Here is an 18,070-nt window from a genome sequence, read left to right on the forward strand (position 1 = left end):
CCGCGGCGTGATCCTGGGTGGAGAAGATGTTGCACGACGCCCAGCGCACGCTCGCGCCCAGCTCCACCAGCGTCTCGATCAGCACGGCGGTCTGAATGGTCATGTGCAGGCTGCCGGCGATCCGCGCGCCCTTGAGCGGCTTGTCCTCGCCATAGTCCGCGCGGAGCGCCATCAGACCCGGCATCTCGGTTTCGGCGATGTCGAGTTCCTTGCGGCCGTAACCCGCGAGCGCGATGTCCTTGACGATATAATCCTGTGCCATTCGGGGGGTGGCTCCTTGCGTTGCAATATCGCGAGGCAGATAGCACTCGCCCCCCGATTGGGCAATGCGCGATCACCCCGCCACACCCCCGACGGCGGCGGTGGTGGCCCCGGTCCAGTTCTGACCAGTCGCCACGATACAGCTCACCCCGTTGGGACGCGTGACGAAAACGGTAAAGCTGCCGGTCTCTTCCGAGGCCCAGACCTCGAGCAACTGCTGCGGGTTCTGCAAGCCGCCCCCGGCAGGGCTTTCCTTGTAACGGCCTTCAAGCCGCTCGACGAGCGCATCGCGTGGCAGGCAGGCCACGCCCTGTGCCTGCGCCTGCGCCGCAAGCGGCGGGGCAAGCGGCGGGGCAAGCGCGGCGGCGCCAAAGATGAGTGCGGTGGAACAAAGACGTTTGAACATGGTGTCCTCCATTGATGCCGGGCGCGCGGGTTGCGCGGCCTCCTGCCCAGAATCTGGGAACGGCGGCGCCACGCCGCACTAAAATTCGGCGCACAACCGCGCGAGGCGCCCGTGTGCCTCTGGTGCCGGGCACGCTTCGGGGCTACCTCGGGTGGATGACACGCCACCTCACCTTTTCCGGCCCCGCGGCGCGGCTGCAATACGCCCTGTTGATGGCGCTCTTCCGCGTCGCGGTGACGCGCGGTCTCTATGGCCGTTTTGCGCGGGGGCTTGGGTGGGTGTTTCCCTCTGGCACGGCGGTCTGGCTGCACGAGGACGGCGCTCCGCCCTATCGCATCGCACTCGATGACGGCTACTGGACGCGATTCGCGCTCTGGCGCGCGCCCTACGAGCCCGAGGTCGCCGCCGTCCTTCGCGCCGCCGCCGGGGCCGCCGCTCTCTTTTGCGATCTTGGCGCAAACAAGGGCTATTGGACCACCCGAGCCGCACCGCTCTTTGACCGTGTCATCGCGGTCGAGGCCTCGAATGCCACCTTTGCCGCGTTACAGGCCAATGCCGGGCACCTTCCCAACGTCACCCTGCACCGCGCGGCGATTCATGGGCGCTCAGGAAATACGCTGGAATTCGTCAACACCCATCTCAGCCACGCCTCTGCCCGGCTCGCGGGCGATGGACCCACGCGCGCTCAGGATCATGTCGAGACCGTGACCACACTAGCCGTCGATGATCTCGTGCCCGCAGGCCAGCCCGCGCTCATCAAGCTCGATGTCGAGGGGGCCGAGATCTCGGCCATCGACGGTGCCGCCCGCGCGCTCAAGGACGGCGCCGTGCTGATCTACGAGGATCACGGAAACGATCCGGACTGCACGGTCAGCGCGTACCTGCTGGATCAGCCCGACATGCGGCTCTATTTCGCCGGAAACGGCCTTGTTTCCATGCCGGACCTCGCCTCCATCCGCACCCTCAAAAGCGATCCGTTCAAGGGCTACAACTACATCGCCGCCAGGGAGGGTTCGCCGCTCCTCGCCGCCATCGCCGCGCGCTTTGCAAATCTCCCGCAGTCCCGCTAATCAGGGTCACCCAAAGACCGGAGCCCCCATGCCCAAACCCCGCGCCTGGCAAAAGATGCTCTCGGGCCGCAGGCTCGACCTGCTCGATCCCACGCCCGTCGATATCGAGATTGAGGATATCGCACATGGGCTGAGCTTCGTCGCGCGCTGGAATGGCCAGACGCTGGGGAATTTTCCCTATTCGGTGGCCGAGCACTCTCTGCTGGTGGAGCGGCTCTATTCCCGGCTAGCACCGCGCGCACCGTCAAAATGGCGGCTCGCGGCGCTCTTGCACGATGCCCCGGAATACGTCATCGGCGACATGATCTCGCCGGTCAAGAACGCGGTTGGGCCGGGCTATGACGAGCTCGACAAGCGGCTCGCGGCGGCGGTGCATCTGCGGTTCGGCCTACCCGCCACACTGCCCGCGCAGGTGAAGCGACAGATCAAGCGCGCCGACAAGGTCAGCGCCTGGATGGAGGCCACCGAAATCGCCGGGTTTACCGTGGCCGAGGCCGACCGCTTCTTCGGCAAGCCCGACAGCGCACTAATGGAGGGCCTGAGCCTGAGCCTGCGCCCCCCGGTCGAGACGCGCGCGGCCTATCTCGTGCGACACAAGGCGCTGATCGCGGAGATGGGTTAGATCCATCCGCCCCGTGACATCAATCCCAGCGCCTCGAGCTGCCGCCAACCGGCGAGCCGGGTGGAACGCGGGCACCACAGGTCCGGGTCGGCGGCGAGCGCATCGTAATATCTGTCGTATAGCGCGCTATTGGCAAAATGTTCCTGCCGGTGCTTTTCCTCACCCGCGCGGACCACCGCCGTGTCGAGGAATTTCGAATGCAGCAGCACCCCGGAGGTCAACTCGCCCCCGTCGGTGGCATAGACATGGTTGAGCCGCCGCGGCAGCAGGCTGTGACTGGAGCTGACATAGGCATAGCGCCAGTGCCATTTCACCAGCGGCACCTTGCCCATCGTCGGCGCGCGGCGCGGCTCGGTGGCAAAGAACAGGCGCGCGCGGGGGCCGCCCTGTATCCAGAGGTTCTGCAAGTCCGCCTTGCGCCGCAGCCCGTAATTGCCGGCGTCGAACCAGCACAGGCTGTGGAACGGGTCGTCGCCGGGCGCGTGGCACTGCGTCGAGAGCCGCCCTTTCGGATACATGTCGAGCATCAGCGCGCCGAAGGACGCACGCCCCTGGCGCTCCAGCCAGTCGCAGAGCGCGGGCAGGGGCCGTGTCTCGTGATAGGGGTAGACGAGGCATTCGTCGGCATCGAGCGTCAGGCACCAATGCCCGTGCCCGTGCCGCATCATGAGCCATGTCAGCCAATCCATCCCGAATCGCGACCGTTTGTAGCTGTGCGCCGTGGTCCAGAGCGACACGTCGTCTTGCTTGGCGAGATGGTCGCGCGTGCCATCGTCGCTGGCATTATCGACGATCAGGAAGTGATCCACGCCGAGACGCCGGTGATGGGTGAGAAAATGCCCGACCCGCTGCGCCTCGTTGCGCATCGTGGCAAAGCACAGGATGTCATCCGCCCCGATGCCCCCGGTTCTGTCGATGACGGCGCGCAGCTGCCGCCGCTTTGTCACCGCCCGCGCCAGCAGCCTGCGCCGCCGCCAGCGCAACCGGTAGGCCAGGATCAGGTCTTTCAAGGTCTCGCGCACCGCCTGCCGCCCCTTCTTGCCCGGTTTCAGGGTCGGCGGTTCCGATCGCAAAGTCCAGCGTCCACGCGCCCGCCTATTGCGCCGCTTTGTCGGCGTAAACCGTATCGGAGATGTAGTTCCACAGATCGTCGCGCAAGTCGTCGCGCGCCAGGGCAAACGCCACCGTCGCCTGAAGGAACCCGGCCTTGGACCCGCAATCGAAACGCTGCCCGCGGAAGCGGTAGCCGTAGACCTCCTCGCCATCCTCGCGCGCCGCGTCGATCGCGTCGGTAAGCTGGATTTCGCCGCCCGCGCCGGTCTGTTTCTTGTTCAGTTTCTGCAGCACCGTGGGCGTCAGGATATAACGCCCGATCACCGCGAGGTTGGACGGTGCGGTGCCTGCCTCGGGCTTTTCCACCATGCCCTTGGTCGAGACGATGCTGCCCATGTCCTCCTTGACGTCGAGGATACCGTAGGCGTTGGTCCTGTCGTCGGGCACTTCCATCGCGGCGACCATGTTGCCGCCGGTCTCCTCGAACGCCTCGACCATCTGCTGCAGGCAGGGCTTTTCCGCGGCGATCACGTCATCGGGCAGGATCACGGCAAAGGGCTCGTTGGCAATGAAGCGACGCGCGCACCACACCGCGTGGCCGAGGCCGAGCGGCTTGTGCTGGCGTATGTAGGCGATCTCGCCGCTGTCCATGTTGGTGGACTTGAGGATATCGAGAAGCTCGTCCTTGCCCTTCTTGCGCAGCTCCTGCTCGAGCTGCGGGGCATTGTCGAAATAATCCTCGAGCGCGTTCTTGCCGCGCGACGTGACGAAGATGAATTCCTTGATCCCGGCGGCGCGCGCCTCGTCGATGGCGTATTGCACCAGCGGGCGGTCAACCAGCGTCATGATTTCCTTGGGCACCGACTTCGTCGCCGGAAGAAACCGTGTCCCGAGGCCCGCCACCGGAAAGATCGCCTTGGTTACTCGTTTACGCATAAACTGCTCCTGAATGGAATTTTGCGCTACAATACATAAATGGTGGCGTATTTGTATAAGGTTAAGGTGAAACTGTGGGCATTTTTTGTCATCTCACAACCGGGGCGCGCGGCGGGGCCGCCAGCGGCATGTGTCGGTTGACGTCCTTGTAGAGCAGATAGCGAAATGGCCCCGGTCCCCCGGCATAGCAGGCCTGGGGACAGAACGCGCGCAGCCACATGAAATCGCCTGCCTCGACCTCGACCCAGTCGCGGTTGAGCCGATAGACGGCCTTGCCCTCGAGCACGTAGAGCCCATGCTCCATCACGTGCGTCTCCTCGAAGGGGATCACGCCGCCGGGCTGAAACGTGACGATGGTCACGTGCATGTCGTGGCGCAGATCCTCGGGATCGACAAAGCGCGTCGTCGCCCATGCGCCGTTTGTGTCGGGCATCGGCACGGGCGCGATCTCGCGCTCGTCAAGCACCAGGGGCGGCGGCGCATCGAGCCCCTCGACCGCGACATAATGCTTGCGAAACCAGTGAAAGCGCAGCGGCGCATCGCCCGCGTTGCGCAGCCGCCACTCGGCGCCGGGGGGGATGTAGGCATAACCGCCCGGCCCCAGATCATGCGCCTCCTCGCCGATATGGAGACGCATCGCTCCATCCAGCACAAAGAGCACCGCCTCGGTGCCCGGCTCGGTCTCGGGGCGATCGCTTCCGCCTCCGGGGGCGATCTCTGCGATATACTGCGAGAAGGTCTCGGCAAAGCCCGACATCGGGCGCGCCAGCACCCAGAATCGCGCACCCTCCCAGAACGGCAGCAGGCTTGCGACGATATCGCTCATGCAGCCGCCGGGAATGACGGCATAGGCCTCGGTAAACACCGCGCGCCCGGTCATCAGCCGGGTCTGCGGCGGAAGCCCGCCCTCGGGCGCGTGGTAGGAACGGTCGGTCATGGCATGGTCTCTCCCGAATGGCCCGGCGCGGTGCAGCGCTCAGGCGATATCCATCTCTCGCATCATTGCCTCCAGGCGCGGCACGTCCTCGGGATTGTTGAGCTCCCAGAACTGCCGCCCGCGGGCCTCCACCTCGACGCAGAGCATCGCGCGTCCGTTCTCGAGAAAACGCAACTGCTCCAGCCCTTCCAGCCCTTCGAGCGGCCCCGCCTCCCAACCCGAATAGGCCGCGAGCGCCGCCGCACGATAGGCATAGACGCCGACATGATGAAACACCGGCGTGGCATCGGTATCGTCGTAGCGGTCAGGGGTGAAAGGGATCACCTCCTTGGAGAAATAGAGCGCGTGGCCCAGGCGGTCGAAAACGGCGGTGGTGCCGCCGACACGCCCCTCGGCGCGGTCCTGCAAAAAGCCGTTCAGCGCGCGCCCGTCGCAGCGCAGCACCGGCGTCGCCGCGCCGGCCTCCGGATCGGCGCGCAGCCCGGCCACGAGGTCCGACACGAACCACGGCGGGGTAAGCGGGGCATCGCCCTGAAGGTTGACGACAACCTCGTATCCACCGCCCAGCGCGGCATGGGCCGCAGCGCAGCGCTCGGTGCCGTTGGCGCAGGTTTCAGGCGTCATCACAACCTCGGCGCCGAATCCCTCCGCCGCGTCGCGGATACGCGCGTCGTCGGTCGCCACCACCACGCGGTCCACGCCCGGCACCGCGCAAGCAGCGGCCCACGAGCGTTCGATCAGCGTGCGCGCCACGCCTCCCGCGCCCTTCAGCGGCACCAGCGGCTTGCCGGGATAGCGGGTCGAGGCATAGCGCGCGGGGATGACGACTAGCACGCCCACGCTCAACCCTCCGCGAGATCGACGCCCGGCGCGCAGGCGATGAAGAACGGGTTTGCGAACCCCGGCTTGCCATAGGTAAGCGGCGTCAGATCATCGAAGCGCAGCACGCGCCCCCCCGCACCCGCCAGCACGGCGTGACCGGCGGCGGTGTCCCATTCCATCGTGCGCCCCAGGCGCGGGTAGAGATCGGCCTCGCCGCTCGCCACGAGGCAGAACTTGAGTGAAGAGCCAGCGCTCGTCATGTCGCGCACATTGTAGCGCGAGATATAATCGTCGGTGGCCTGATCGCGATGCGATTTGGACGCCACCACCATGAGCGCGGCATTGTCCGGCTGCGAAACGCGCAGCGGGCTCTGCGCGCCGGGTGTGTCGAGATCGAATGGCCCCGCCTCCTCGACGGCGCGGCCATCGGGCAGGGTGTAGAACATGCGGCCCCGCGCGGGCGCATAGACGATTCCGCGCACCGGTACGCCGTCCTCGACCCAGGCGATGTTGACGGTGAAATCCCCCCGCCGGTTGATGAATTCCTTGGTTCCGTCCAGCGGATCGACGATGAGAAAACTCGTCACGCTCTGCCCGTGCGAGGCGGCCTGTTCCTCGGTGACCAGCGCCACATCGGGAAATGCCGCGCGCAGCCCTGCCGAGATTAACGCGTCCGCCGCCTCGTCGGCCTCGGTCACCGGGCTTGCGTCGGATTTCACCTTCACCTCGAAATCAGGGCCCCCGTAGATCTCCATGATCCGCGCGCCCGCGGCGATCGCCAGCCGGCGCATTTCCGCGATCAATCGTTCCTGCTCCAAATCGTCGTTCCCCTGCCTGATTTGCGCCACTTTGCGGCACTAGTGGATGGATCAATCGATGCCCCTTATGCTAGGTTCGGTGCGGATCGGCAAGGAACCGGCCACAGGGGTCGCCGGGAACGAGGCAACAGCGCATGTTCAAGACCGTCCGACCGTCGTCCTCGCTGCATTCGGCGGTCGTGATCCTAGAGTTGATCTACCACGCCACCGTGCGCAGCATCCGCCAGCAGCACGGCAACGCCATCGTGGCGCTCGGAATCAACATCCTGACCGTCATCATCATGGTCATTGCCTTCTACCTGTTCTTCACGGTGCTGGGCATCAAATCGGTCAAACTGCGCGGCGATTTCCTGCTGTTCATGATGTCGGGAATTTTCCTGTACATCACGCATATCAAGGCGCTCGGCGCGGTCGTGGGCTCAGAGGGGCCCGCCTCGCCGATGATGCAGCACGCGCCCATGAATACCGCGATCACCATCTCTTCCGCGGCACTCGGATCGCTCTATATCCAGACGCTGTCGCTCATCATCGTGCTGTTCGTGTACCACGTCGGCTTCAAGCCGATCACCATCTACCAGCCGGCCTATGCCTACGGCATGGTGCTTGTGGCGTGGTTCACCGGGGTCGGCGCGGGGCTCGTGCTGCTGGCGCTCAAGCCGTGGTTCCCCACCTTCGTCAAGCTGTTCACCACAATCTACCAGCGCGCCAACATGATCGCCTCTGGCAAGATGTTCGTGGTCAACATGCTGCCACCCACCATGTACAAGATGTTTGCCTGGAACCCGCTGTTTCACAACATCGACCAGGCGCGCGGCTACGTGTTCATCAACTACTTCCCGCACAAGACGTCGTTGATGTACCCGATCTATATCGGCATCTGCCTCGTCATGCTCGGGTTGATAGGCGAGTTCTACACGCGCCGCCACGCCTCGCTGTCGTGGAGTGCGCGGCGCTGACGCCTTGGTCCGCGTCCTGTCCGTCTCAGGTGACGGCGCGCATGGTCAGGTTGATGCGTCCCGGCCCGCGCAACAGCCGCGACGAGCCCGGGCGAAGCCGGTCCACCCCGTGATAGGCGAGCCGCGCCGCGCCGCGCAGCACGATGACATCGCCCGACTGCAGCCAGGCGGATTCGGTCGGCCCGCCGCGGATCGTGTTGCCCACGCGAAACAGCGCCTCGTCGCCCAGCGAGATCGACACCACGGGCCAGTCGAAATCGGCCTCGTCGCGGTCCTGGTGCATCCCCATGCGCGCCTCCGGCTCGTAGAAATTCACCAGGCAGCAATCGGGATCGCGCCGCCCTTCCACCAGCGCCCGCCAGACGCCAAGCGCGGTTTCGGGCACGGGCGGCCATTCCATGCCATCGGGGTGGCGCGGCTCGTAGCGATAACCCTTGCGGTCGCTGATCCAGCCCAGCCGCCCCGCCGAGGTCATGCGCACGCTCATCGCCTTGCCCGAGGGCGTGATGGGGCGAAAGAGCGGCGCCGCCATCACCACCGCGCGCACCTCCGCAACGAGCCGCGCCTGCGCGTCGGACGCGAGCCAGCCACGGTAGAGCGCGGCGCCGCGCAAGGTGAAGGTCGGGTCGATCATGGCGGCTTTTTTCATCGCACGCGCAGGGTCCCTGTGGCAATCGGGTCGAATTGACCGCAAAGCGCAAGCCGGAATGCTTGCAGGGCTGACCCGCCCTGCCTATATAGCCCACGAACCGCGGGACGGCCTTGCCGCTCCGCGTCACAAATCCGGGGGCCCGATGCCGAAACGGGTCGGGGCTCCGCCACATCGCCTGAATTAAGAAGGGATCGAAAACATGGCCAAAGTGATTGGTATCGACCTCGGGACCACCAATAGCTGCGTCGCGATCATGGATGGCAGCCAGCCCCGCGTGATCGAGAACTCGGAAGGTGCCCGCACCACCCCCTCCATCGTCGCCTTTACCGAGAGCGAGCGGCTCGTCGGCCAGCCCGCCAAGCGGCAGGCGGTGACCAACCCGGAAAACACGATCTTCGGCGTAAAACGCCTGATCGGTCGTCGGGTGAACGATTCCGATCTCGCCAAGGACAAGAAGAACATGCCCTTTGCCGTGATCGACGGTGGCAACGGCGACGCTTGGGTCGAGGCACGCGGCGAGAAATATTCGCCCAGCCAGATTTCCGCCTTCATCCTCGGCAAGATGAAGGAAACCGCCGAGAGCTATCTCGGCGAGGAGGTGACGCAGGCCGTCATCACCGTTCCCGCCTATTTCAACGACGCCCAGCGCCAGGCCACCAAGGACGCCGGCAAGATCGCCGGCCTCGAGGTGCTGCGCATCATCAACGAGCCGACGGCGGCCGCGCTTGCCTACGGTCTCGAAAAGGAAAACACCCACACCATCGCCGTCTATGACCTCGGCGGCGGCACGTTTGACGTGACCATCCTCGAGATCGACGACGGTCTCTTCGAGGTGAAATCCACCAATGGGGACACGTTCCTCGGCGGCGAGGATTTCGACATGCGCATCGTCAACTACCTCGCCGAGGAATTCCAAAAGGAACACGGCGTAGATCTGACGCAGGACAAGATGGCGCTCCAGCGCCTCAAGGAGGCCGCCGAGAAGGCCAAGATCGAGCTGTCGAGTTCTAGCCAGACCGAGATCAACCAGCCGTTCATTTCGATGAGCTCCAACGGCCAGCCGCTGCACATGGTGGTCAAGCTCACCCGCGCCAAGCTCGAAAGCCTCGTGAACGACCTCATCACCGCGTCGATCAAGCCGTGCAAGGCAGCGCTCAAGGATGCCGGCATCTCCGCCTCCGAGGTGGACGAGGTCGTGCTCGTCGGCGGCATGACGCGGATGCCCAAGGTGATCGAGGAAGTGACCAAGTTCTTCGGGCGCGAGCCGCACAAGGGCGTCAACCCCGACGAGGTCGTCGCGATGGGCGCCGCCATTCAGGCAGGCGTGCTGCAAGGCGACGTCAAGGACGTGGTTCTTCTCGACGTGACCCCGCTCAGCCTCGGCATCGAGACGCTCGGCGGTGTGTTCACGCGTCTCATCGACCGCAACACCACGATCCCGACCAACAAGTCGCAAATCTTCTCCACCGCCGAGGACAACCAGTCGGCCGTGACGATCCGCGTCTTCCAGGGCGAGCGCGAGATGGCTGCCGACAACAAGATGCTCGGCCAGTTCAACCTCGAGAACATCCCGCCCGCGCCCCGTGGCATGCCGCAGATCGAGGTGACCTTCGATATCGACGCCAACGGCATCGTCAATGTCAGTGCCAAGGACAAGGGCACCAACAAGGAGCAGAAGATCACCATCCAGGCATCGGGCGGCCTGACGGACGAGGATATCGAGAAGATGGTCAAGGAGGCCGAGGAGAACGCCGAGGCCGACAAGGCCCGCCGCGAACTCGTCGAGGCCCGCAATCAGGCCGAAAGCCTTGTCAACTCGACGGAAAAATCCCTCGAGGAACACGGCGACAAGGTCGATCCGACGACCGTGGAGGCGATCGAGCTTGCCATTTCCGCGCTCAAGGAAGACCTCGAAAAGGACGACGCCACCGCCGACAAGATCAAGGCCGGTATCCAGAACGTCGCCGAGGCCTCGATGAAGCTTGGCGAAGCCATCTACAAGGCCAGCCAGCAGGAGGACGAGGACGAGGTCAACTCCGCCGATTCCGGGCCGGGTGAGGATGACATCGTCGATGCCGATTTCGAGGACATCGACGACGACAAGCGCCACTGAGGCGATACGCCTTGCGCCGGGGCCCTTGCGGCCCCGGCCTGCGCTTGAAGGAGATCCCAGATGGCCAAACGCGACTATTACGAGGTGCTCGGCCTGTCCAAGGGGGCCTCGGCGGACGAGATCAAGAAGGCCTATCGCCAGAAGGCGAAGGAGCTGCATCCCGACCGCAACAAGGACAACGCCGACGCCGAGCGCCAGTTCAAGGAAGCGGGCGAAGCCTATGACGTCCTGAAGGATCCCGAGAAGAAAGCGGCCTATGACCGGTTCGGTCATGCCGCCTTCGAGGGCGGCATGGGCGGCGGCGGTGGGCCACGGCCCGGCGGCGGCTTTGGCGGCGGGCCCGGCCAGGGCGACTTCGCCTCCGCCTTCTCCGACGTGTTCGACGATCTTTTCGGCGATTTCATGGGCGGCGGACGCGGCGGCGGACGCCAGCGCGCCGCGCGCGGTGCCGACCTGCGCTACAACATGCGCGTGACGCTCGAAGAGGCCTATACCGGCTTGCAGAAGACGATCAAGGTCACCAGTGCCGCCACATGTGACGCCTGTGACGGATCGGGGGCCGAGGGCGGGGCACAGCCCAGCACCTGCCCGACCTGCTCGGGCATGGGCAAGGTGCGCGCGCAACAGGGGTTCTTCACGGTAGAGCGGACCTGCCCCACCTGCGGCGGACTTGGCCAGATCGTCAAGAACCCGTGCAAGGAATGCCAGGGCCAGGGCCGCGTGCCCAAGGAACGCGCGCTCAGCGTCAACATCCCGGCAGGCGTCGAGACCGGCACCCGCATCCGCCTGTCAGGCGAGGGCGAGGCGGGGATGCGCGGCGGCCCCGCGGGTGATCTCTACATCTTCATCGAGGTTGCCCCGCACGAGATATTCGAGCGCGAAGAGGCCAACCTGTTCTGCCGCGTGCCGGTGTCGATGACGCGCGCCGCGCTGGGCGGCGATATCGAGGTGCCAACGATCGACGGCGGCCGCTCGCGCGTCAAGATCCCCGGCGGCTCGCAATCGGGTCGCCAGATGCGCCTACGCGGCAAGGGTATGCCGGCGCTGCGCGGCGGCGGGCAGGGTGACATGTTCATCGAGCTCGCGGTCGAGACCCCGGTGAACCTCACCAGCCGCCAGAAGGAACTGCTGCGCGAGTTCGAGACCATGAGCGAGGACAACAACCCCGAGAGCAAGAGCTTCTTCTCCTCGGTCAAGGATTTCTGGGACTCGATGAAAAGCTGACGGGCAGCCGTCAGCCGTTAACCTCCTGGTAAGGCGGGTGCGCGATGCTGCCCGGTATGCAGACGCCGCCCGCCTTTTCCGATGCCTGCCTGCCGCTCTTCTCCACGGCCCCGGTGCCAGCTGAGCGGCACCCGCCCTATATCCGCGACCACCGCCGCCGCCTGCGCGACCGGTTCCTCGCGGGTGGGGCCGCGGCGGTGCCGGATTACGAAATGCTCGAACTGGTGCTCTTCCGCGCCATCCCCCGCCGCGACGTCAAGCCCATCGCCCATGCCCTGCTCACGCGGTTCGGCGATTTCGCGGGTGTGCTCTCGGCCCCGTCCGAACAGCTATCGGAGGTGGGCGGCGTGGGCGCGTCGGTCATCACCGAGTTGCGCATCGTCGAGGCCGCCGCTCACCGGCTCGCACAATCCCGCGTGATGGGGCGTCAGGCGATCTCGTCATGGACCGCGCTGATCGACTATTGCCGTACCAGCATGGCGCATCGCGGGACCGAGCAGTTTCGCGTCTTCTACCTCGACCGCAAGAACGTGCTCATTGCCGACGAGGAACAGGCGCGCGGCACCGTCGATCACGTTCCGGTCTACCCGCGCGAGGTGATCAAGCGCGCGTTGCTGCTCGATGCCAGCGCGCTCATCCTCGTGCATAACCACCCCTCCGGCGATCCCGCCCCCTCGCAGGCCGACATCTCCATGACCGCCGAGGTCGCGCGCGCTGCCGACGCGCTTGGGCTGGTGCTGCACGATCACGTCATCATCGGCAAATCGGCCGAGGCCAGCTTTCGCGCCGAGGGCTACCTGTAACGGGTCACGGCAGCGTCACGGCGGCGTCACCGCACCCAGACCTCGACCCGGCGGTTCACCCGCCGGCCCCAGGCGGTATCGTCGCAGGCCATCGGCATCGCCTCGCCAAAGGCATCCACCGCGATATCCACCCGGTCGAGGCGGGCGGTTTCCGACATCGCCACCACCGCGTCGCGAACCGCCTGCGCGCGGCGCAACGCGATCTTGCGGTTGGCCGCTGCCGGACCCTCGCTGTCGGAGAACCCGACGAAAACCAGTCGCCGGTTGTCGTATAGCCCCAGTTGCAGCGCGTCGGCCAGCCGCTCGACATTCGACCGCGACTGCACGTCGAGTCGCGCCGAACCCGCCTCGAATCGAAAACTCGTGGTCAGCCGCCTGAGCGGAGCCAGCAGCCCGACCATGCGCTTGAGCTCATCGAGGCCAGTCTCCTCCCCGGCCATCGCGATGGAATTGGCAAACCGGTCGCCCTGCCGCGCGATGCCGATCTCCTCGGGTGCCTGATCCACGAACCCCGCCCTCCGGATGACAAGCTGCGCGGACGGATCGTCAACATAGGCGATGAAGTCGCGGATGATCTTGGGCATCCGGCGTGCCGGAAGGTAAAGAAGCAGCGGCGCGGTCAGCGGATAATCCTCGGTCTTGACCGTCCGCCGATTCGCCCGCAGCGCAAATCCGCACGGCCCGGTCAGCGCCAGCTCCCAGGCCTCGCCCTGTTCCGAGCGCGGCGTGAGGCCGAACGCGAAAGGATTCGCCACCACGGCGCGCGCAAGCGCCGCGCCGTCGCGATGCGGGATCATGTGGTCCGGCAGATCGCAGCCCTCGGGCAGCATGGCCTGATCGGCGGTAGCCTGGCCGATCCCGGTGTCGGGCGCCCACAGATGCAGGTCGATGGGTGCGTCGGGGCCGCCGAGCGCGGCCCAGTTGGTGATCTCGCCCGAGAGGATATGTGACAGGTCCTGCAGGCTCAGGCTCTGAACCGGGTTGGCGGGGGCCACGACCGGCACCAGCGCGTCGAGCGCCAGCACCCGCATCCGCGCCGGTGTCGTGAGGTCGCCCAGCCCCGCCTCGCGCGCGCGGTCCAGCTCTTCGCCGCGCGCCTCGCGCAGGCTCATCGCGATGTCGGCCTCGCCCGCGAGCAGGTCGGCGAGGCCCTCATCCGAGGTGGTCAGCCGAAAACGAAAGTCGCCCAGGAGCGTTGCATCCTCGCCACGCGCATGGAGGGTCAGGCGCGCACTGTCGCTGTCCGCGTCATGACGCCGAAGCACGTATCCATCACGGATGGCAAACGCCTCGAGCAACGACGGCAACAGTACCTGCCCGATGATCGGCGCGCCGGAGAACACCGCACGTGCGACAAAAGCCTCAAGATCGGGACAGCCCGGACCTTCGCATGTCACGCCCGAGCCATCGATCGTCAATTCGCCATAGACCGTTTCGACCCGGTAGAACTCGCCGTCGAATCCGAGCAGGTCGCCTTCTATCGCGACCGTTCCGTCATGCGACCGCAACAGCACATCCTGCGCCGCGACCGGCCCGGCGCAAACCGCCATGAATAGTGCGGCGAGGCTGGCCGCACGCAGTCCCGCCATGTCCCGATCCCTGAATACCTGCGCTTCACTTTTGCGCGATATTCAGGTCATTGAACAGGTTTTTCAACACCAGAAACTCACCCGTCGCCTCGCAACCCGGCATCGGCAGAACCAGGTCTTGCACCCGCAGCGCGGCCCCGTCACCCTCGGTCGAGATGCCCTGTGCCTCAACATCGCGGCCGCAATTGCCATCGGTCACCTCGGCCTCCAGTCTCAGCGCCACCGAGCCCTCCCGCGTCGCGCTGGCGGTGGGAAATGTATAGACTTCGGCCCGCAGCGCCGGGCCGGGCACATCGCCGCCCAGCCGCATTACGAATCCCTCGGCCTCGGCCTGCGTCCCCTCCGACCACACATGACCGGGCATGCCGAAATCGGCCCCGTATTCGAGCGCATGCAGCCGTAGGCTGCGCGCGTCGCCGCGCCATTGCACCACGAAACGGTCGTAGAGTGCCAGATCGTCGATCGTGGCCGTCGCGAGCGCCCCCTTGCCATCCTCGAAGGCGGCAATAAACACGGCCGATTCAGCAAGCGCCGGCAGGTCGATGCGGGCGCCCCCGTCCACGTCGGTGAGAGCCGAGATCATCATGCCGTTGTGGTGCAGGGTCACCCGCGCGTTTGGATGGCAGGGCGCCTCGAGATCGAGGCGCACGATCGCCGCCTCGCGCACCGAGGCCGTCATCTCGGCCTCGCACTCAAAGGATGGCGCGCGCTCCTCCGACGGAAGATCTCCGGGGACCGCGATGTCGCGAGCCACGGCGCGCGTCACTTGCGCGTCGGGCAGGGTCGCCGGGTCGGGCATCAGCGGCAGCGCCGGGGCCGATGTCAGCTCGATCCCGGAAATCTCCACCGGCTGCGCAACCTGTGCCGCACGGGCGGGTCCGGGTGGCGAGGCCGCTCCGGCCTGCATGAAATACGCATAGCCGAGAGCCGCAAAAATGCTGCCCCCCGCGACGATGTAGCGCCTTATCTGGGCCATGACGCCCTCCAAGCCTTGAACAGATTCAAGGTTAGGGCTTAGCCGTTGAAAAAGGCCTCATGGTGTCAGGAAAGCGGGATCATTCTGACGCTGTCAGGTCAACCTGCCGTGACAGTGCTTGAATTTCTTGCCCGAACCGCAGGGGCAAGAATCATTGCGCCCGGGGTTACCCCATGTCGACGGATCGGATTCGACAAAGCCCGGCACCGCGTCAGGAAACGCGCTCTCCGCCCCCGCGTCCGCGGGCTGTGCCGCTACCTCCATCGCTGCGCGCTGCTGTTCGAGGTCGCGCATGAGCGCGGTCTGCTCTTCCTCGGTCATGGGGCGAATTTGCGCGAGTTTCTGGGTCACGTCGCCGCGAAGCCCGTCGAGCATCGTCTGGAAAAGGTGGAACGATTCACTCTTGTACTCGTTGAGCGGATCGCGCTGCGCATAACCGCGAAAGCCCACCACCGAGCGCAGGTGTTCGAGCGTCAGCAGGTGCTCGCGCCACTTGGTATCAATGGTCTGCAACAGCACCTGCTTCTCGATCATGCGCATGGTCTCGGGGCCGAATTGTGCGGCCTTCGCCGCCATCATCTCGTCGGCGGCCTTTTCCAGGCGTTCAGCGATGTCCTCGTCATCGACGCCTTCCTCGGCGGCCCAGTCCACCAATGGCAGGTCCATACCAAGCCGCTCGCGCACGGCCTCCTGCATACCCTCGGTATCCCACTGGTCGGCATAGGTCTTGGGCGGCATGTACTGATCGACAATGTCAGAGATCACCTCGGCGCGCATGTCGCCGACGATCTCGCTGAGGTCATCTGCCTTCATGATGTCGAGCCGCTGCTTGAAGATCACCTTGCGCTGCTCGTTCATCACGTCGTCGAATTTCAGCAATTGCTTGCGGATGTCGAAGTTGCGCGCCTCCACCTTGGCCTGCGCCCGCTCCAGCGATTTGTTCACCCAGGGGTGGATGATCGCCTCGCCCTCCTTCATGCCCAGGGTCGAGAGCACCTTTTCGAGCCGGTCACTGCCGAAGATGCGCATCAGGTCATCCTCGAGGCTGAGATAAAAGGCCGACAGCCCCGGGTCGCCCTGGCGCCCCGACCGTCCGCGCAGCTGGTTGTCGATGCGGCGGCTTTCGTGGCGCTCGGTGGCCAGAACGAACAGGCCACCCGCCTCTATCACCGCCTGCTCGTCGGCGGCGTGCGCGTCCTCGATCTGCTTGCGGATCGCCTCGGGGTCGCCGTCGGGGTCTGCGGCGATGGCCTCCATGATCTGGAAATCGACGTTCCCGCCCAGCTTGATGTCGGTGCCGCGCCCGGCCATGTTCGTGGCGATGGTCACCGCGCCAAGCTTGCCCGCGTCGGCGATGATCTGCGCCTCCTGCTCGTGCTGGCGCGCGTTGAGCACGTTATGCGCGATGCCCGCTTTGGTCAGCAGGGCGCTCAGCATCTCGGATTTCTCGATTGAAGTGGTGCCGACGAGGGTCGGCTGCCCCTTTTCGTGCGCTTCACGGATCTCCTCGACGATGGCCTCGTATTTCTCCTGTGCGGTGCGATAGACGGCGTCGTCCTTGTCGATGCGGGCGATGGGGCGGTTGGTGGGCACCTCGACCACGCCGAGGCCATAAATCTCGGCGAATTCCTCGGCCTCGGTCACCGCCGTGCCGGTCATGCCCGACAGCTTGTCATAGAGCCGGAAGTAATTCTGGAAGGTGACCGAGGCGAGCGTCACGTTCTCGGGCTGGATGTCGCATCCCTCCTTGGCCTCGATCGCCTGGTGCAGCCCGTCCGACAGCCGCCGCCCGGCCATCATCCGCCCGGTGAACTCGTCGATCAGCACCACCTCGCCACCGCGCACGATATAGTCCTTGTCCCTGGAGAACAGCTTGTGCGCGCGCAGGCCCTGGTTGACGTGGTGCACGATAGTCGTGCTCTCGGGATCGTAGAGCGATTGCCCCTCGGGCAAAAGCTCGCGCTGGTGCAGCAACTGCTCGAGAAACTCGTTGCCCTCGTCGGTATAGGTGACGTTGCGGGTCTTCTCGTCGAGGGTGTAATGCTCCTCGCTCAGTTCGGGAATCACGGTGTCGATGGTGCGATACAGATCGCTGCGGTCCTGGCTCGGCCCCGAAATGATGAGCGGCGTGCGCGCTTCGTCGATGAGGATGCTGTCCACCTCGTCCACGATCGCGAAATTGTGCCCGCGCTGGTTCATCTCCTCCAGCGACGCCTTCATGTTGTCGCGCAGGTAGTCAAATCCCAGTTCGTTGTTGGTGGCATAGGTGACATCGGCACCATAGGCCTCTTTCTTTTCCGCCTCGGGCTGCTGCGGATAGACGACACCGGTGGTCATGCCCAACGCGCCAAAGACCTTGCCCATCCAGTCGGCATCGCGCCGCGCGAGATAGTCGTTGACGGTGACGATATGCACGCCCTTGCCCGACAGCGCGTTGAGATAGGCGGGCAGGGTCGCCACCAGCGTCTTGCCCTCGCCGGTCTTCATCTCCGAGATGTTGCCCTGGTGCAGGAAAATTCCGCCCATGAGCTGCACATCGAAGGCCCGCAGCCCGAGCGCGCGGCGCGCCGCCTCGCGGCAATTGGCGAATGCCTCGGGCAACATCGCGTCAAGGCTCTCGCCCCCGGCGATACGCTTGCGGAATTCTTCGGTCTTCGCGATCAGCCCTTCGTCGTCCAGTGCCTCGTATTCCGGCTCGAGCGCATTGATCTTTTCGATCAGGGGCCGCGTCGTCTTTATCTTGCGATCATTCGGGGTTCCGAAAATCTTGCGCGCGACCGTTCCAATACCAAGCATGTCTCATCCGTTCCGGTGTTTCGGCTTCAGCGAAGG

Annotated in this window: 17 protein-coding genes; 6 read left to right on the forward strand and 11 right to left on the reverse strand. The window is 65.4% G+C overall.

What is annotated here, in order from left to right:
- The coding region (locus tag C6W92_RS00005) for an adenosylhomocysteinase (protein ID WP_164989145.1) at positions 1-262 on the reverse strand (262 nt) is incomplete at its 3' end.
- A gap of 72 nt (positions 263-334) precedes the next feature.
- A complete protein-coding gene (locus C6W92_RS00010; RefSeq protein WP_129431041.1) occupies positions 335-667 on the reverse strand; it encodes a hypothetical protein in 333 nt (110 codons plus the stop codon).
- A 155-nt stretch (positions 668-822) separates the two neighbouring features.
- Between C6W92_RS00010 and C6W92_RS00015 the strand changes: the two genes are divergently transcribed.
- Positions 823-1,737: an FkbM family methyltransferase gene (locus C6W92_RS00015; RefSeq protein ID WP_129431042.1), complete on the forward strand. Its 915-nt coding sequence runs from the start codon at positions 823-825 to the stop codon at positions 1,735-1,737.
- A gap of 28 nt (positions 1,738-1,765) precedes the next feature.
- Positions 1,766-2,359, forward strand: a complete 594-nt coding sequence (locus C6W92_RS00020; protein WP_129431043.1) for an HD family hydrolase — start codon at positions 1,766-1,768, stop codon at positions 2,357-2,359.
- Here the strand turns inward: C6W92_RS00020 and C6W92_RS00025 are convergent.
- The 5 genes from C6W92_RS00025 to cysQ all read right to left on the reverse strand — a co-directional run bounded on the left by C6W92_RS00025 (position 2,356) and on the right by cysQ (position 6,925).
- Positions 2,356-3,381: a glycosyltransferase family 2 protein gene (locus tag C6W92_RS00025; protein WP_129431285.1), complete on the reverse strand. Its 1,026-nt coding sequence runs from the start codon at positions 3,379-3,381 to the stop codon at positions 2,356-2,358. The two genes, C6W92_RS00020 and C6W92_RS00025, sit on opposite strands and share 4 nt — an antisense overlap.
- 73 nt (positions 3,382-3,454) lie before the next feature.
- Positions 3,455-4,348, reverse strand: a complete 894-nt coding sequence (gene galU / locus C6W92_RS00030; protein WP_129431044.1) for a UTP--glucose-1-phosphate uridylyltransferase GalU — start codon at positions 4,346-4,348, stop codon at positions 3,455-3,457.
- An 88-nt stretch (positions 4,349-4,436) separates the two neighbouring features.
- On the reverse strand, positions 4,437-5,285 hold the full coding sequence (locus tag C6W92_RS00035) for a bifunctional allantoicase/(S)-ureidoglycine aminohydrolase (RefSeq protein ID WP_129431045.1): 849 nt from the start codon (positions 5,283-5,285) through the stop codon (positions 4,437-4,439).
- Between the two features lie 39 nt (positions 5,286-5,324).
- Positions 5,325-6,125 (reverse strand): manno-octulosonate cytidylyltransferase, encoded by an 801-nt coding sequence (locus C6W92_RS00040; protein ID WP_129431046.1) that lies wholly within the window; start codon positions 6,123-6,125, stop codon positions 5,325-5,327.
- A gap of 2 nt (positions 6,126-6,127) precedes the next feature.
- Positions 6,128-6,925, reverse strand: a complete 798-nt coding sequence (gene cysQ / locus C6W92_RS00045; protein ID WP_129431047.1) for a 3'(2'),5'-bisphosphate nucleotidase CysQ — start codon at positions 6,923-6,925, stop codon at positions 6,128-6,130.
- A gap of 134 nt (positions 6,926-7,059) precedes the next feature.
- Between cysQ and C6W92_RS00050 the strand changes: the two genes are divergently transcribed.
- On the forward strand, positions 7,060-7,881 hold the full coding sequence (locus tag C6W92_RS00050; RefSeq protein ID WP_129431048.1) for an ABC transporter permease: 822 nt from the start codon (positions 7,060-7,062) through the stop codon (positions 7,879-7,881).
- 25 nt (positions 7,882-7,906) lie between these two features.
- Here C6W92_RS00050 and C6W92_RS00055 read toward each other — a convergent pair whose 3' ends face one another.
- Positions 7,907-8,530 carry an alpha-ketoglutarate-dependent dioxygenase AlkB gene (locus C6W92_RS00055; protein WP_241691028.1) on the reverse strand — a complete coding sequence of 208 codons (624 nt, stop codon included), beginning with the start codon at positions 8,528-8,530 and terminating at the stop codon, positions 7,907-7,909.
- A 202-nt stretch (positions 8,531-8,732) separates the two neighbouring features.
- On the opposite strand from C6W92_RS00055, the gene dnaK reads away from it, so the two are divergent.
- The 3 genes from dnaK to radC are packed head-to-tail and all read left to right on the forward strand — an operon-like array spanning position 8,733 to position 12,673.
- Positions 8,733-10,646 carry a molecular chaperone DnaK gene (dnaK, locus tag C6W92_RS00060; RefSeq protein WP_129431049.1) on the forward strand — a complete coding sequence of 638 codons (1,914 nt, stop codon included), beginning with the start codon at positions 8,733-8,735 and terminating at the stop codon, positions 10,644-10,646.
- 60 nt (positions 10,647-10,706) lie between these two features.
- Positions 10,707-11,870: a molecular chaperone DnaJ gene (gene dnaJ / locus C6W92_RS00065; RefSeq protein WP_129431050.1), complete on the forward strand. Its 1,164-nt coding sequence runs from the start codon at positions 10,707-10,709 to the stop codon at positions 11,868-11,870.
- Positions 11,871-11,926: 56 nt separating this feature from the next.
- Positions 11,927-12,673: a DNA repair protein RadC gene (radC, locus tag C6W92_RS00070; protein WP_129431287.1), complete on the forward strand. Its 747-nt coding sequence runs from the start codon at positions 11,927-11,929 to the stop codon at positions 12,671-12,673.
- A 26-nt stretch (positions 12,674-12,699) separates the two neighbouring features.
- Here radC and C6W92_RS00075 read toward each other — a convergent pair whose 3' ends face one another.
- The 3 genes from C6W92_RS00075 to secA form a co-directional block, all read right to left on the reverse strand.
- Positions 12,700-14,262 carry a phosphate ABC transporter substrate-binding/OmpA family protein gene (locus C6W92_RS00075; protein WP_129431051.1) on the reverse strand — a complete coding sequence of 521 codons (1,563 nt, stop codon included), beginning with the start codon at positions 14,260-14,262 and terminating at the stop codon, positions 12,700-12,702.
- A gap of 25 nt (positions 14,263-14,287) precedes the next feature.
- Entirely contained in the window at positions 14,288-15,238 is a 951-nt protein-coding gene (locus C6W92_RS00080) for a hypothetical protein (RefSeq protein WP_129431052.1), read from the reverse strand.
- A 93-nt stretch (positions 15,239-15,331) separates the two neighbouring features.
- A complete protein-coding gene (secA, locus tag C6W92_RS00085; protein ID WP_129431053.1) occupies positions 15,332-18,034 on the reverse strand; it encodes a preprotein translocase subunit SecA in 2,703 nt (900 codons plus the stop codon).
- Positions 18,035-18,070: the final 36 nt, after the last annotated feature.

It is taken from the genome of Roseovarius sp. A46, from assembly GCF_004126395.1.
GTDB classification, from domain to species: Bacteria; Pseudomonadota; Alphaproteobacteria; order Rhodobacterales; family Rhodobacteraceae; genus Roseovarius; species Roseovarius nitratireducens.